Genomic DNA, 14,002 nt, shown 5'->3' on the forward strand with positions numbered 1-14,002 from the left:
ATGCCTGCCCCATGCCCGCCTCGCGCGCCACGCCGTCCGCCGACTCCCCGCTCGTGCTCCCCGCCCTGGAGGCCCTCGCGGGCCCCGTCCTCCTCATCGACGCCCAGCAGCGGGTGACGGTCGCCACCCCCGAGGCGCAGGCACGTCTGGGCTCCGCCGCCGTCCGGCCGGGAACACCGCTGGCGGAGGCGCTCCCGCTGACCGAGGGCACCCGGGGGCTCGAGGCGCTGCTCTTCCAGGGACGCCAGGTGGAGGCCCCCCTGCATACCGGTGGGCGCGTGCACGTGATGCAGGTGCGGGCGCTCGCCCTGTCCCAGGGAGCGAGGCGGCTCGGGTGGGTGGTGCTGCTCGGCGCGGAGACGGAGACGGAGGGCTCGGAGGAGAACGACGCCGAGGAGACCTTTCACGGCATGTGGACGCGGGACGCGGGGATGAAGCGCCTGTTCCGCATCGTGGAGAAGGTGGCGCGCACCGAGTCCAGCGTGCTGGTGCGCGGCGAGTCCGGCACGGGCAAGGAGCTGGTGGCCAACGCGCTGCACGCCATCTCCGAGCGGCGCAAGGGCCCCTTCCGCGCCATCAACTGCGCCGCCCTGCCCCCCAGCCTGCTGGAGAGCGAGCTGTTCGGCCACGTGCGAGGGGCCTTCACCGGAGCGGTGCGCGACAGCCCGGGCCACTTCCGGCTCGCCGACAAGGGCACGCTCTTCCTGGACGAGGTGGGGGACATGCCGTTGGAGCTCCAGGGCAAGCTGCTGCGGGTGCTGGAGACGCACACCGTCATCCCCGTGGGCGGCCGCGCGCCGGTGCCGGTGAACGTGCGCATCGTCGCCGCCACCCACCGGCCGCTGCGGCGAGAGGTGGAGGCGGGCCGCTTCCGCGCGGACCTCATGTACCGGCTGCGCGTGGTGCCCCTCTTCCTGCCAAGCCTGCGCGAGCGCCGCGGAGACATCCTCCCCCTGGCCCGGCGTTTCCTCGACGAGCTGGAGCAGAGTGGCACCCGGCGCGTGGAGCGCTTCTCCCCGGGCGCGCGGAGGCTGCTGGAGTCCCACGGCTGGCCGGGCAACGTGCGCGAGCTGCGCAACGTGATGGAGTACGCCTACGTCATCGGCGAGGGCCCCGTGCTGCACGAGGCCGACCTGCCTCCCGAGTTCTCCGAGCCGCGCCCGCCACCGGCCCCCAGCGAGCCGGCCCGGCGCACACCACCCCCCGAGTTCCCGAGCTCCGCCGGAGAGGACCACGACCCGGCCACGCTGCGAGCCGCCCTGGCCCGAGCGGGAGGCAACCGCACGGAGGCTGCCCGGATGCTGGGCATCAGCCGCGTCACCCTGTGGCGCCGCCTCCGGGCCGCTGGAAACACCGGGAAACGGTAGTCCGTTTCAGATTGTTTCACCGTGTTTCACGCAACGTTTCAACTCCCGCCCTTGCCCCTCGGGTGAGGGTCCCCGCCCCCAGGTTCCACTCGGGGCGACCCGGCGCGTCACGAGGCTCGATTCTCCTGGCACGGGGCTCGCAAAGAACCCCCTCGATGATCTTCCGACAGCTCTTCGACCAAGAGACGTGGACCTACACCTACCTCATCGCCGACGAGGCGACGCGTGAAGCGGCGCTCATCGACCCCGTGGACGAGCAGGTGGAACGAGACCTGAGTGTGGTGAAGGAGCTGGGCCTGACACTGAAGCTGGTGCTCGAGACGCACGTGCACGCGGACCACGTCACGGGCGCGGGCCGCCTGCGCGAGCAGACCGGAGCCCGGGTGGGGGCGAGCCCCTCGGGTGCACCGTGTGTGGACCGGCAGGTGAAGGATGGCGAGGTGCTCGCGCTGGGTGGCCTGCGCATCCAGGTCATCGCCACGCCGGGCCATACCGACGACAGCCTGAGCTACCTGGTGGACCGCAAGCTCTTCACGGGTGACGCGCTGCTCATCCGAGCCTGTGGCCGCACCGACTTCCAGAATGGCGACGCCGGCCAGCTCTACGACTCCATCACCGGCAGGCTCTTCACGCTGCCGGACGAGACCGAGGTGTACCCGGGCCACGACTACGCGGGCCTGACGATGAGCACCATCGGCGAGGAGAAGCAGCACAACCCGAGGCTGGCCGGCAAGAGCCGCGAGTGGTTCATCGAGTTCATGAACAACCGCAAGCTGGCGCCGCCCAAGAAGTTGGACATCGCGGTGCCCGCCAACCGCGCCTGCGGCAAGCCCATCGCCCAGGCCCAGTCCTGAAGCCACCGGAACACGGGAGGGGACACACCATGAGCGCACTGTACGAGAAGGGCACGCCGCGAGCGGAGGGCTACCGGGACGTGGAGGTGAGCGCCCTGGCCGTGGCGTTGGACTCAGCCTGGCGGGTGGATGTGCGGGAGCCCGCCGAGTTCGACGGACTCCTCGGCCACATCGCGGGCACGGAGCTCGTTCCGCTGCGCACGGTGGAAACGGCCGCCGAGCGCTGGCCCCGGGACGCGGAGTTGGTGCTGGTGTGCCGCTCTGGAGGCCGCTCGGGCAAGGCGGCCGCGCAGCTCGCGAGCAAGGGCTTCTCCCGGGTGATGAACCTGCGCGGAGGCATGCTCGCGTGGAACGAGGCGGGCCTGCCCGTGGTGCGTGCGGCGCCCGCGCCCCGGCTGGGCGTGACGGACGTGCTCGAGGAGCTGCTCTCCCGGACGCGGGAACTCGGCGGCGGAGTGCCAGCCCCGGCCCTGCACGGGGTGTTGAAGGCCCACGATGGCCCGCCCACGCATGCGCAGGTGCTCTCCCTGCTCGAGCTGCTGCAGGCCGCCGGACAGATGGCGGCGAAGGACGCGGGTGCCTTCGAGCGGGTGCTGCGTGAGTGCAGGGACCTGCTCGCCGTGACCCAGCCGGAGGCGCGCGCCGGATGATGATGGTGCTCGGCATCGCCGCCTCGCTGCTCATCGGGGTGTCGCTGGGGCTGCTCGGCGGCGGCGGCTCCATCCTCACCGTTCCCCTGCTGGTCTACGTCCTCGGTGTCGAGCCGAAGACGGCCATCGCCATGTCGCTGCTGGTGGTGGGAATCACCAGCGCCTCGGCCGCCGTGGTGCATGCGCGCGCGGGCCGGGTGCGCTGGCGCACCGCCTTCATCTTCGGCGCGGGAGGCATGTCCGGCGCCTTCCTCGGCGGACGGGTGGCCCGGCTCCTCCCACCGGAGATGTTGTTGCTGCTCTTCTCCGCCGTCATGGTGGCCGCGGCCGTGGCCATGCTCCGACGCAAGGAAGCCCCGGCCACGCCCCCGGGCACGCAGGAGCCCGTCCCGCAGCCCGTGCACCTCCCCGTCCCGCGCGTGCTGGTCCAGGGTGTGGGTGTGGGCGTGCTGTCGGGGCTCGTGGGCGCGGGAGGCGGCTTCCTCATCGTGCCCGCGCTCGTGCTGGTGGGGCTGCCCACCCAGGTCGCCATGGGCACCTCGCTGGTGGTCATCTCGCTCCAGTGCGGCGCGGGGCTGCTCGGGCACCTGGGCCACGTCCAACTGCCGTGGGCCCTCACCTCCGCCGTGCTGGGCACCGCCGTCGGAGGCAGCTTCCTCGGTGGGCGCCTCGCGAGCCGCGTCTCTCCGGCCACGCTGCGCAAGGGCTTCGGCGTGTTCGTGCTCGGCATCGCCTGCTTCATGCTCGCGTCGCAACTGCCTCCCTCCGTGAAGGAGCGCATCGCTCCGCTGCTTGCCACCTCGTGGCCATGGCTGGGACTCGTGGGTGTGGTGGGAGCCATCGCGCTGCCCTTCGCGCTGCTGTTCCGAAACTCCCGGAGTGGCGCCCGGATGCGCGGGAGCGAGGCGGAGTAGCACCTCCCCCACGGGCGGACGGTTGCGATAGAAGAGCACCGTGGCCGCGACCCGCACGTGGAGAGGGCGTCTCTTCTTCGGGCCCGGGCGCCTGCTCTACGCGGGGCCCGTGGGCGAGACGCGGCTGCATGCCCACCACAGCTTCCAACTGGTGCTCTCCCTCGGCGAGCCCGTCGTCCTGGGAGACTCCCACCAGCGGACCCGGGCCTGCCAGGCGGCCATCATTCCTCCCGATGTCGGGCACGCCGTGGTGGGTATGGCCAGCGCCGCGGTGCTGCTGCACGCATCTCCCGATGACCTCGCCGGACGAAGCCTCCGGGCGCTCGGCACCACTGGGGAGGGCGTGGAGGACTGGCGGCGCGCGGGCGAACACCTCCTCTCCCTCACCTCGGCCGCGCTGCCCCGGAGCTGGCACGAGGCCGAGTCGCTCACCCAGGCGATGCTCGCCGCACTGCGGGTGGACACCGTGAGCCCACGGCCCGCGCACCCGGCGGTGAAGCGTCTGCTCCGCCTGCTACCGGAGTCGCTCGATGGCGACGTGCGCCTCGAAACGCTCGCCCACCAACTGGGGCTCTCCGCCAGCCGGCTGTCCCATCTCTTCAGTGCCGAGGTCGGCCTCCCACTCCGGCCCTACATCCTGTGGCTGAGGCTTCACCGCGCCGCCGAGCACCTGCGCGCGGGGGCGCCTCTCACCTCGGCGGCGCATGCCGCGGGCTTCACCGACAGTGCCCATCTGAGCCACGTCTTCCGCCGCATGTTCGGGCTCTCCCCCTCGGAAATCGCGGGCGTGGTCGAGTGGGTCCTCCCTCCTCGGGATAGCGGGTTCTTACAAGCGCGGGGCGCCCCGCTCGCGTGAAGGTGGCGCGGTCAACGAGGAGGAAGACATGCCGATGAAGCCGAAACTGCGGGCCGCCTTCGAGGCCGAGCTGCGCCAGGCCACTGATGCCGAGCAGGGCGGTGAGCTGCCGCGTGCGTGGCGGCACCTGGAGCGGGCCCACATCCTGAGCCAGGCATACGCCGGGCCCCACGTCCGGGTGCATGGTCTCATGTTCGCTTTCGGGTGGCGGCGAGGGGACGTGCGCGAGGTGCTCGGTCAGCTGGCGAGAATCCTGGTGGCGGGGCCCGGCTCGTGGCTCGGCAGGGCACCGCTCGGCAACACCGGGGGCGCCAACGTGGGCATCCTCACGCCCATGCCCATCCCCGAGGACCTCGCGGCCCTGCTTGAGCGCTGAGGCAGCAACCCCACCGGGGGAACGGGCAGGCGAGGGGTGAGGAATCAACAAGCCCCCGGCGGTGCGGAGCGTTCTCATCTTAGGGCCATGACGCGGCGTGATCTCGAGACGCAGGGGAGAACGCGCCTCTGCGACTTCGTGCGGGAGAATCAGGCCCGCATCCTGGCGGAGTGGGAACAGGAGGCCCGTGCCCAAACCTGCCCCCAGTGCCATTCCCAGCCAGGCCTCCTCGAGCACGTGTCGGAGTTGCTCGCGCTCGTGTCGAACGCAGTGGAGGCGGCCCACCCCGGCGAACACCCGGCATGGGAGGAGATGCCAGAGACGCATGCGCTGGAGCGGCTGGAGCTGGGCTACGAGCTGGAAGAGGTCGCCCGCGCGAACGCCCTGCTGCGCGAGTGCATCCTCCGCCTCTACGAGGCCCACACGGAGCGGGTCGGGGTGGAAGCGCTGACGGTCCTGAGGGAGGTGCGGCGCTTCAACCAGACGTTCGACGAAGCCGTGTCCCTCACGATGTGCGGCTACGCACGGATGCGCGAACAGCAGGTGAGGAGGGAGAGCGAGCGGATGCTGGAGCGCCTGCGGCTCCAGGAGTCTCGGACGGCACGGCTTCAGGAGGTGACGGCCGCTCTGTCCCGGGCGCTCACCGCCGACGCGGTGGCCCAGGTGGTGGTGGAGAAGGCCGTGCGGGCCCTGGAAGCCACGGGTGGCTCCATGGGCCTGCTGTCGGAGGACGGACAGCATTTCGAGATGAGAGCCGCCACGGGTTACTCCCGGGAGATGCTGCATGGCTGGGAACGCTTCCCGGCGGACTCACCGATGATGTTCCGCGAGGCGGTGCGCACCGGCGGCCTCGTCCTCCATGAGACGAAGGAGTCCTTCCTCGCCGACTATCCCCAATGGGCGGAGGACCCGGCCGTGAAGAGCCACAACGCCTTCGCCACCCTGCCCCTCCTCGTGGAAGGCCGGACGCTCGGAGCCCTGGGGCTGACCTTCCGTGAACGACGCTCCTTCAGCAAGGAGGAGCGGGACTTCATGCTCGTGCTCGCCGGACAGTGCGCCCAGGCGCTGGAGCGCGGACGCCTCTATGACGCCGAGCAGCAGGCGCGCGCCGAGTCGCAGCTGGCCCTGGCGCGGCTCAACCTGTTGATGGACACGGCGCCGGTGGGGCTCGGCTTCTGGGACAAGGAGATGCGCTACGTGCGTCTCAACGAACGGCTGGCGGAGATGAACGGAGTCTCCGTGGCCGCGCACCTCGGGCGCAGCGTGAGAGAGGTGCTTCCGGAGCTCGCGGACACCATCGAATCCTTCTTCCGCGAGATACTGAGGACGGGCCGGGCCCTGGTGGACCTGGAGGTGAAGGGGGAGACACCCGCGGCCCCGGGCATCCAGCGCTACTGGCTGGTGAGCTACTACCCGACGCGGGACGTGGATGGCACCCTGCTCGGGCTGGCGGGGGTGGTGTTGGAGATCACCGACCGCAAGCGCGCCGAGGAGGAGCTGCGCCGGGCGGCGGAGTTCCGCGAGCGGCTGCTCGGCATCGTCAGTCACGACCTGCGCAACCCGCTCAACGCCATCCTGCTGTCCTCCAACGCGCTCATCCGCTCCGAGGGCATCCCCGAGCCCCAGATGAAGTCCGTCCGGCGCATCATCACCAGCGCCGAGCGGATGGCGCGGATGATCGCCGACCTGCTCGACTTCACACGCGGGCGGCTGGGCGGAGGCATCCCCGTCGCGCCCCGGCCCGTCAACCTGCGCCTCCTGTGCCGTCAGGTGCTGGAGGAGTTGGAGGCCGGCAATCCCGGGCGGCTCCTGCGGATGGAGGCACAGGGGAACCTCCAGGGAGAGTGGGATCCAGATCGGCTCTCCCAGGTGCTCGGCAACCTGGGCGGCAACGCGCTCGCCTACAGCTTCGAGGACGCGTCCGTGGACGTCGTGCTCCACGATGAAGGAGAGGCCGTCCTCATCGAGGTGCACAACCAGGGCAGGCCCATCCCGGAGGAGCTGCTCCCCCGCATCTTCGAGCCCTTCCGGCGGGCCACGGAGGACTCCGCCGGACAGCACGCCTCCGGGCTGGGGCTGGGGCTCTACATCTCCCGGCAGATCGTCCAGTCGCATGGAGGAACGCTCGACGTGCGCTCCTCCAAAGAGGAGGGCACCACCTTCATCGTACGGCTCCCCCGGCAGCCCCGTTGAGACGGGCGGGGAGACTACACGCGGAAGCTGGCGGCCACCTGCTTGAGCCGCTCCAGTGACGTGTTCACCTGCACCACCGCCTCCTCCGCGTTCATCGTCGACTCGACCACGTCGCCCATCATCTGCGACAGCGTCGTCATCACCTCGGTCATCTGCGCGATGCCCGTGTTCTGCTGCGTCACCGAGGCGACGATCTGCTTCGCCGCCTGGCTGCTCTCGTGCACCACCGTGGTGATTTCCCGCAGCCGGTCCGCCGACGTCAACACCTGGGTGATGCCCGCCTCCATCTGCTGACTGTCCTGCTCGGCGACGGACACCGCCCGGCGGATGGCGTGGTTGATCTCCAGCAATATCTTCCCGATGCGCTGCGTGCTCTGCACCGACTGGCCGCTCAGCGCCCGCATCTCCCGCGCCACCACCGCGAAGCCCCGCCCCTCCTCGCCCGCCCGCGCCGCTTCGATGGAGGCGTTGAGCGCCAACACGTTCGACTGGTCCGCCAGGTCGCGCACACTGCCGATGATTTCCCCCGCCCGCGCCGCCTGCTCGGACAGGTGCGCCACGCTGCGCATCAGCGTCTCCACCCGCGCCCGGAGCTTCTGCAGCCCCTGGGCGCTGCTCTCGATGGAGTTGCGCCCGGACATGCTGAATGCGTCCGCCTGCGCCGCCACCCTCAGCACCATCTCCGCCCGGCTCGCCGCCAGGTTCGACGTCTGGGCAATCTCGCTGATCGTCGAGCCCGCTTCGGACAGGCTGCGCGACTGGTGGCTGAGGAACGCGAGCTGCCGCTGGCTGGCCTCGGTGAGCCGCCCCGCCGCTTGCGTCAGCTCGTCCACCGTGCCCTGCAACGTCACCGGCACGGTGCGTAGCCGCGCCACCAGCGCCTCGATGCCCCGCGCCAGTTGCCCGAGCTCGTCCCGCGAGTCCACGTCGATGCGCTGCGTGAGGTCTCCCTCGGTGGCGATGCGCGTGGTCACCTGTGTGAGCCGGGTGAGCGGCCCCACCACGCCCTGCACCAGCCAGGACGAGAGCACCCCCAGCGCGAAGATGCACATCACCACCAGGGTGATGACCCACTGCTGCCGCCACCGCTGCAACATGCGCATGTCGCCGAAGGACTGCTCCAGCCCGGCCTGGGCCCACTCGCCCGAGCCGCGCAGCAGCAACTGCAACGTCCCATAGCGCTCGAGCGCCTGCGCGAAGGCCGCCTGCGCGCCCGGCTCCTGCCGTACCGCCAGCTCCAGGGCGAGCTGCCCCTGGGTCCAAAACGCCTCGAAGGACTCGCGCAACGACTGGAGCCGCGAGTCCTCCATCACCGGGTTGTTCTCCCCGCGCGCCAGCTCCTCCTCGAAGTCCTTCGCCAGCTCCTGGAGTTGCGCCACGCGGGTCGCGTCTCGCGACTGGCACGCATCCCACAGGTTCCACTTCAGAGAGGACGCCATCGAGTCCAGACTCCGAATCGAGGCGAGCGCCGGCGTGTACCCCTCGACGATGCGCGTGCTCAACCTCGAGGCGTCCCGGCCCACCACCACGGACAGCAGGAGGATGGCCAGGAGGAAGATGGTGGCCACCACCGGCAGGAGCGTGACCTTCTGCTTGAACGTCATCGTCCCCGCCTCCCGCCGACGACTCCGCCGGGGAGGACTCGCTCGACCGGGGGCGCGCAACGCCTGGACATGGCTCTCCTTACCTCCGCGGGCCGGGGCGACTCCGCACGCGAATCACGGGCGGCGGGGTCCGCCGCGCGGGGGCATCAGGATAGCGGATGCGCTCCCCCGGCGCTCAGCCCCCCTCGTGCCCCACTGGCACCTGGGCGGGGGTGCCCCTCCTGGCCGCCCGCTTGTTGGGTAGCCGACCTCCGCTACGAGGCCAGGTCTTCGCGGCGCACCCCCTCGATGGAGAGGACGAAGTCCGCGCCGAAAGCCTGGGCAGGGGTGAAGGCGCCCCGCCGCTCGCCCGCCAACACCTGCTCCACCGCGAGCACGGTGGCCTTCGCGGTGAAGGCATAGGCCTCGGGCGTCTCCAACCCCGCCGCCGCGCGCCGCCCGTCCGGAGCACGCGCCTCGGCCCAGACGTGGCAGCGGCCCGTCTGGCGCAGGGCCTCGTCGGGCCCCCGTACGCGGGCCTCGACGAGCTTCGAGAGCCGATCGCGCACCGCGTCCACGGCCAGTAGCCGCTGGAGGACGGGGAAGGTGACGCGCAGCAGCGGGGCCACGGCCGCCGGTTGGGCCACGTAGGTGGTGATGTTGGGGATGCCGGTGGAGTGCCAGGCCGTCTCCAGGTCGCCCCAGGGAATGGGCATGACGGAGCGCTCCTTGTCGGAGAAGCGCACCCGCCGAGCACCCTTGCCGACGGGCCATGGCCGCAGCTGGCCTCCACGGCGCACGAAACCACCGGAGGGCAGTCCCTCCAGCGCGGACTTGGTGGTGCCGGCGCTGAGCTGGGCATCCGAGGCGATGGCCAGGTCCAGCTCGTGCGCGCCGGGCACCTTGTCCGCGACGTAGCGGGCGAGACAGTCGGTGGGCACCACGTCGAAGCCCACGCCGGACATGAGCACGATGCCACGCCCCCGGGCCTCGGCGTCATGGCGAAAGGTGTTCTCGAAGACGGGAATCTCGCCGGTGATGTCCAGGTAGTGCGCACCGGCGGAGAGACAGGCCTGCACCATGGGCTCGCTGGTGTGGACGAAGGGACCGGCGGCATGCACCACGAGCGGTAGTCCATCCAGGGCGGACACCAGACCGCGAGCGTCATCGAGCCCCACCGCGACCAGGTCCAACCCGAGCCGCGCGGCCAGGGGCGCGAGCTTCTCGCGCGAGCGGCCCGCCAGCACGGGCTTGTGGCCACGGCGCACCGCCTCCTCGGCGATGAGGACACCGGTGTAGCCGGTGGCACCGTACAGCAACCAACGGGGAGCGGAGTTCGTCGAAGGATTCACGGGCGCACCCTATGCCGGAGACCGCGCGGAGTCAGCCCTCCACCGTTGGCCTTCACGGTCACAGATGCATCGAGTTCACTCCCGCCATTGCACGCAACCTGTCCCACTCCACATCGGACACACCGCGCTCCGCACCTCCAGCCCACGCATGACTGGCACAGGCAGCGGGGGCCTATGGACCTGGGAGAATCCCTTCTCATTGACGACGCTCAATCACAAACATATAAATTCATGGTTTTACAGGGCCCGGCTCCTGGCCGTTCCGACCCCCATCACCCGAAGGAGCATGTTGGACATGAAAGAGCGTGGAAGCAGGACGAAGAGCACCTTGGGGCTGGCGGGTCTTCTCCTGGTGCTCGTGGCGCTCTGCGCCCAGGCGGAGCCACCCTCCTCCAAGCTCCCTGGCCGTACGCCGGACTCCAAGGAGCCCTGGGGCGCTTTTCTTGGCAAGGCAGCACATTTCGCCATTGGCAGAGCATACAGCGTGCAGCACCCCTCCAACGTGGTCTTCCTCGACACCGTCAACCTCTACAAAATTGTGGAGGAAGGGAAGTTGGGGGACCCCGAGCGTCTTCCACGGTTCGTGAGGCTCTTGCGCCCGGACATTACCGATACCGACGCCCTCGTGCTCTTCGAGCTCAAGCCGGACAATGAGGAGTCGCGCAGGGAAGGGAGGGAACAGGCGGGACGCTACCTGGCGGTGCTGAATGAGGCCGTCGAACCTGACAAAAAGCTCGCGGGAGGCACCGGCTTCGAGGGGTCACTCTTCCTCGAATTCGAGAACGGGGGAGCACTCTGGCAGTTGTCCTGGCGCACGCCAGAGCCCGGAGTGACGCTGTACCGCTGGAGCTACCGGCGCAAGAAGCCCGATGCTTCCTGGGAGGAGCGGGCGGCCCAGCAGGAAGAGGAGTTGCCCAGGAAAGAGATAGCGCAGCACGGTGAGTTGGCCGAGCAGGCGATCCGGGCTGCGTATGACAAGAGCGAATGGCCCAAGGGCTTCCAGGGCCAGGTCTACCTGCCTGTGGACTGCCGCTGAGCGAGAGAGAGACGCCTGTCGCCCTCGGAGCGAGCGAAGTGCCTGGCGCTTGAGGAGCGTCTGACCGCTATGGTAGGGCAAAAAGCCATGACCCCGGACCAGTCCTCTGTGCTCGAGTTTCCAGCGTGGCTCTACGACACCATCGCTGCCATCCGCCGCAAGGCGAGAGCCGAGGGACGCTGGTGGGCCCGGGAGTACCGCAAGACCGGTGCCTTTCCCCTGCCCCGGCAGATGCGTCAGGTGCCGCCCGGCGAGGTGCTGGTGATGCACTCGGCGGCCGAAGATTTCGACGGGTCCCGCCCGCGCTGGCGGATGCACATGTTCGGCGACGTCTTCATGGACTTGAATGAAGGCGTCCCGAAGGAGGAGCGTCAACGCATGAGGGACGCCTTCGAGTCCTTCTGCCTGGGCACCCCTTGGGGCGCCCTCCATTACACCGTGTCTCCGTCCCCGCCGCGGAGCGCGGAGCGCGTGGCGAACCGGCTCGCCTCGGTGCTCCGCTTCTGGGACGTGCTTCAGGGCCCTCGCTATGTGTACAGACTGCCCGGCACCCACCACACAATCGATGGCCTCATGGAGTACATCTACCGCAAGACCCTGGAGGCTTGGTGCCCCGGAGGCCCTGCCTCGGTCCGCGAGCACATGGCCCTGACGGTGGAGCGCATGGCTCGTGCGACCCGAGAGGACTGCCTGGAGGCCGTGCTCCGAGTGATGCCTGTCGTGGTGGAGGCAAACACCGATCTCAAACACCGCGAGGCGCTCAGTGACCCGGACTTCCTGCGCGAACGCCTCTCCGCGCTTCCTCCGGAGGACTTCGAGGATATCTCCAGCGCCGACAGATACGCGGTGAACGGGCAGTTGTATGTCTGGGACAGGGAGTTGGGGCGGCATTAGCATCAAACGATTGGGACGTCGGCTTGCCTCGAATAAGACTGAATGAACCGCGCCGCGTTGACCGAGCGACTGATCGACCTGGCTGGCCCATTGGGGCCGCTTGGGACAGATGAAGAGCGGGACAAGATCCGCCAGGAGCTGCTGGGTGGAGCACCCATCACCACTGCCGCCGCCATTCTCGACGCCGTGGCAGCCCAGCCGGAGCTTCCGGTCAATGTCTCTCGAGAGGACTTCGAGTTCGCAGCAACCGAGTTGTTGGCCGAGCTCGGCGAGCAGCCAGGGGTTGTGGACCATCTCCTTCGCAGATGGGGGGAGCCCCCCATACGTGTCGCAATACTGGATGCGCTGGCTTTACTGGCTGCCCGGACCGCGGCACCCGCGTTGGCCGCACTCGCGCGAGCCCAGATTCCACACGCATCGCTCGACACCCGGGAACTGGTCAGCCTGGTCTCCGCGCTCGGCTGCGTGGGAGGCGAGAAGGCACTCGCGGCGGTTGAGGAGCTCCGCGCCCGTGGCAACTGGCCAGCGGAGGTCTCTCGTGAGTTGGAGATTGCCCTTGAAGCGCTCACCGGGCGACAGCCCCGATAGTGCGACACGTGTCCCGGCCCCTCAGGCCGGGTGGCCGGAGCCCTGTCCGAGCACCGCCGCAATGCTGGGCAGTGGGAAGTCATGTACGGTTCCACGCGCATCGGGCTCCCGAGTCGGGTAAGGACAGGGGCCATGAGTGAGACGAAGCCCGTGGCGCGCAGGAAGAAGAAGGACCAGCTGGAGGTGCGCGTGCGGCGCATCCACCGCCGCGACCTCAACCGGGCCTGGGAATTCCTCAAGCTCGTCTTCCGCGACGTCAACCGCGAGACGGTCGAGTACCAGCGGCCCCGCTCCAAGCGGCGCTTCCTCGAGGTGTATTCCTCGGAGTGGATAGAGCAGCTCGTCTACGAGGTGAACGGGGAAATCGTCGGCTACTCCGAGTGCGCCTTCGAGGCCACCGGTGACGACAACTGGGTCAACCCGCGCTGGTTCGAGAAGCGGGGCATGCGGCCCCTCTTCGTCGAGGAGCTCGCCGTGCACCCGGACTACCAGGGCCGGGGTGTGGGCAGCTTCATCATGGAGCAGCTCCAGCACCTGGCGCGCACCCGCGGCTGCACCCACCTGGTGCTCGAGGTGGCCGAGAACAACGAGTCCGCGCTCTCGTGGTACCGCACCCGCAACTTCTACAAGCTGGACGCCGCCATCTTCCTCGCCCAGAAGGTACCCGGAGAGCCGGACCTGCTGCCCCCGCGCCGGCTCAAGACCCGCCCCGCCCACGCCAATGGGGGCACTCCCACCACCGGCCTCATGCCCGAGGAGGTCAGCGGCCCCGCGCTCGTCGCCAAGAAGCCCCGGGCCCGGAAGAAGGCGGCCAGCGCCCCCTCCAAGAGCGCACCCGCGCAGAAGCCGGAGCCGGAGTAGCCCCGCTCAGCGCGTCGCACCCCCGAGGTACCGGGACACCTGCTCCTGGCAGGCTCCCACACACTCGGGGAACTGCCGCAGGAAGCGCGCCTGCCGGCGGCAGTCGGACGAGAGGGCGAATCCCGGGTCCTCTCCGCACAGGGACTCGAAGCTCGCGAGACTCTGCTGGAAGACGGCCGCCCGCTTCTCCGGCGCCATGTCCAGGATGGCCCGCCGCTCGGCCCCCTGCATCCACAGCATGCCGGCCACCAGCAGCAGCACCGCCATCACCACCACCATCGCCACCCGGACGCGGAGCCTCGACTTCCGCGCTTCCTGCTCGTCCAGGTCGAGCCATGGCTCGCCCGGGCTCATCGCTCGTGTCGCCATGCCCTACAGATGGGTCCCCCTTCCCTCCCGCGCTACCCTTCGTGCGAACCTGCAACCCGGGCCCCCGGGACATCGTGCAGGATGCAACCCCGGACGAGCCCCGGAGCCG

At 69.8% G+C, this 14,002-nt stretch carries 14 protein-coding genes; 11 read left to right on the forward strand and 3 right to left on the reverse strand.

From position 1 onward, the window contains the following. Positions 1–11 precede the first annotated feature (11 nt). From DAT35_RS07585 to DAT35_RS07615, 7 genes are all read left to right on the forward strand, one after another. Positions 12–1,367 carry a sigma-54-dependent Fis family transcriptional regulator gene (locus DAT35_RS07585; RefSeq protein WP_108066210.1) on the forward strand — a complete coding sequence of 452 codons (1,356 nt, stop codon included), beginning with the start codon at positions 12–14 and terminating at the stop codon, positions 1,365–1,367. A gap of 155 nt (positions 1,368–1,522) precedes the next feature. After that, positions 1,523–2,221 carry an MBL fold metallo-hydrolase gene (locus DAT35_RS07590; protein WP_108066211.1) on the forward strand — a complete coding sequence of 233 codons (699 nt, stop codon included), beginning with the start codon at positions 1,523–1,525 and terminating at the stop codon, positions 2,219–2,221. A 29-nt stretch (positions 2,222–2,250) separates the two neighbouring features. Further along, on the forward strand, positions 2,251–2,871 hold the full coding sequence (locus tag DAT35_RS07595; protein ID WP_108066212.1) for a rhodanese-like domain-containing protein: 621 nt from the start codon (positions 2,251–2,253) through the stop codon (positions 2,869–2,871). Continuing rightward, a complete protein-coding gene (locus tag DAT35_RS07600; RefSeq protein WP_108066213.1) occupies positions 2,868–3,785 on the forward strand; it encodes a sulfite exporter TauE/SafE family protein in 918 nt (305 codons plus the stop codon). The genes DAT35_RS07595 and DAT35_RS07600 overlap by 4 nt, the downstream gene beginning before the upstream one ends. Positions 3,786–3,825: 40 nt before the next feature. Beyond that, positions 3,826–4,641, forward strand: a complete 816-nt coding sequence (locus tag DAT35_RS07605) for an AraC family transcriptional regulator (RefSeq protein WP_108066214.1) — start codon at positions 3,826–3,828, stop codon at positions 4,639–4,641. 34 nt (positions 4,642–4,675) lie between these two features. Next, positions 4,676–5,017 (forward strand): DUF3703 domain-containing protein, encoded by a 342-nt coding sequence (locus DAT35_RS07610; protein ID WP_233261345.1) that lies wholly within the window; start codon positions 4,676–4,678, stop codon positions 5,015–5,017. 87 nt (positions 5,018–5,104) lie between these two features. Further along, positions 5,105–7,210 (forward strand): ATP-binding protein, encoded by a 2,106-nt coding sequence (locus DAT35_RS07615; protein ID WP_108066216.1) that lies wholly within the window; start codon positions 5,105–5,107, stop codon positions 7,208–7,210. A gap of 14 nt (positions 7,211–7,224) precedes the next feature. On the opposite strand, the gene DAT35_RS07620 is transcribed toward DAT35_RS07615, so the two are convergent. Together DAT35_RS07620 and DAT35_RS07625 are read right to left on the reverse strand one after the other, a co-directional pair. Further along, complete coding sequence (locus DAT35_RS07620) at positions 7,225–8,814, reverse strand: methyl-accepting chemotaxis protein (protein ID WP_108066217.1); 1,590 nt, start codon at positions 8,812–8,814, stop codon at positions 7,225–7,227. A 254-nt stretch (positions 8,815–9,068) separates the two neighbouring features. Continuing rightward, positions 9,069–10,145 carry a trans-acting enoyl reductase family protein gene (locus DAT35_RS07625; protein ID WP_108066218.1) on the reverse strand — a complete coding sequence of 359 codons (1,077 nt, stop codon included), beginning with the start codon at positions 10,143–10,145 and terminating at the stop codon, positions 9,069–9,071. 295 nt (positions 10,146–10,440) lie between these two features. Between DAT35_RS07625 and DAT35_RS07630 the strand changes: the two genes are divergently transcribed. The 4 genes from DAT35_RS07630 to DAT35_RS07645 all read left to right on the forward strand — a co-directional run bounded on the left by DAT35_RS07630 (position 10,441) and on the right by DAT35_RS07645 (position 13,524). Continuing rightward, positions 10,441–11,181: a hypothetical protein gene (locus DAT35_RS07630; RefSeq protein WP_233261346.1), complete on the forward strand. Its 741-nt coding sequence runs from the start codon at positions 10,441–10,443 to the stop codon at positions 11,179–11,181. A gap of 87 nt (positions 11,182–11,268) precedes the next feature. Then, positions 11,269–12,075, forward strand: coding sequence for a hypothetical protein (locus DAT35_RS07635; RefSeq protein ID WP_108066219.1), 807 nt, complete (start codon positions 11,269–11,271; stop codon positions 12,073–12,075). 42 nt (positions 12,076–12,117) lie between these two features. Next, complete coding sequence (locus tag DAT35_RS07640) at positions 12,118–12,663, forward strand: hypothetical protein (RefSeq protein WP_108066220.1); 546 nt, start codon at positions 12,118–12,120, stop codon at positions 12,661–12,663. A gap of 132 nt (positions 12,664–12,795) precedes the next feature. Further along, a complete protein-coding gene (locus tag DAT35_RS07645) occupies positions 12,796–13,524 on the forward strand; it encodes a GNAT family N-acetyltransferase (RefSeq protein WP_108066221.1) in 729 nt (242 codons plus the stop codon). A 6-nt stretch (positions 13,525–13,530) separates the two neighbouring features. Here the strand turns inward: DAT35_RS07645 and DAT35_RS07650 are convergent, their stop codons facing one another. Beyond that, complete coding sequence (locus DAT35_RS07650; protein ID WP_146209615.1) at positions 13,531–13,893, reverse strand: hypothetical protein; 363 nt, start codon at positions 13,891–13,893, stop codon at positions 13,531–13,533. Positions 13,894–14,002 lie beyond the last annotated feature (109 nt).

It is taken from the genome of Vitiosangium sp. GDMCC 1.1324, assembly GCF_003044305.1.
Lineage (GTDB): Bacteria > Myxococcota > Myxococcia > Myxococcales > Myxococcaceae > Archangium.

What these genes read in the sequence shown, in the direction of transcription:
- DAT35_RS07585 (WP_108066210.1), top strand. Translation starts at nt 12, where the DNA reads ATGCCCGCCTCGCGCGCCACGCCGTCCGCCGACTCCCCGCTCGTGCTC.
- DAT35_RS07590 (WP_108066211.1), top strand. Translation starts at nt 1,523, where the DNA reads ATGATCTTCCGACAGCTCTTCGACCAAGAGACGTGGACCTACACCTAC.
- DAT35_RS07595 (WP_108066212.1), top strand. Translation starts at nt 2,251, where the DNA reads ATGAGCGCACTGTACGAGAAGGGCACGCCGCGAGCGGAGGGCTACCGG.
- DAT35_RS07600 (WP_108066213.1), top strand. Translation starts at nt 2,868, where the DNA reads ATGATGATGGTGCTCGGCATCGCCGCCTCGCTGCTCATCGGGGTGTCG.
- DAT35_RS07610 (WP_233261345.1), top strand. Translation starts at nt 4,676, where the DNA reads ATGAAGCCGAAACTGCGGGCCGCCTTCGAGGCCGAGCTGCGCCAGGCC.
- DAT35_RS07615 (WP_108066216.1), top strand. Translation starts at nt 5,105, where the DNA reads ATGACGCGGCGTGATCTCGAGACGCAGGGGAGAACGCGCCTCTGCGAC.
- DAT35_RS07620 (WP_108066217.1), bottom strand. Translation starts at nt 8,814, where the DNA reads ATGACGTTCAAGCAGAAGGTCACGCTCCTGCCGGTGGTGGCCACCATC.
- DAT35_RS07630 (WP_233261346.1), top strand. Translation starts at nt 10,441, where the DNA reads ATGAAAGAGCGTGGAAGCAGGACGAAGAGCACCTTGGGGCTGGCGGGT.
- DAT35_RS07635 (WP_108066219.1), top strand. Translation starts at nt 11,269, where the DNA reads ATGACCCCGGACCAGTCCTCTGTGCTCGAGTTTCCAGCGTGGCTCTAC.
- DAT35_RS07640 (WP_108066220.1), top strand. Translation starts at nt 12,118, where the DNA reads ATGAACCGCGCCGCGTTGACCGAGCGACTGATCGACCTGGCTGGCCCA.
- DAT35_RS07645 (WP_108066221.1), top strand. Translation starts at nt 12,796, where the DNA reads ATGAGTGAGACGAAGCCCGTGGCGCGCAGGAAGAAGAAGGACCAGCTG.
- DAT35_RS07650 (WP_146209615.1), bottom strand. Translation starts at nt 13,893, where the DNA reads ATGGCGACACGAGCGATGAGCCCGGGCGAGCCATGGCTCGACCTGGAC.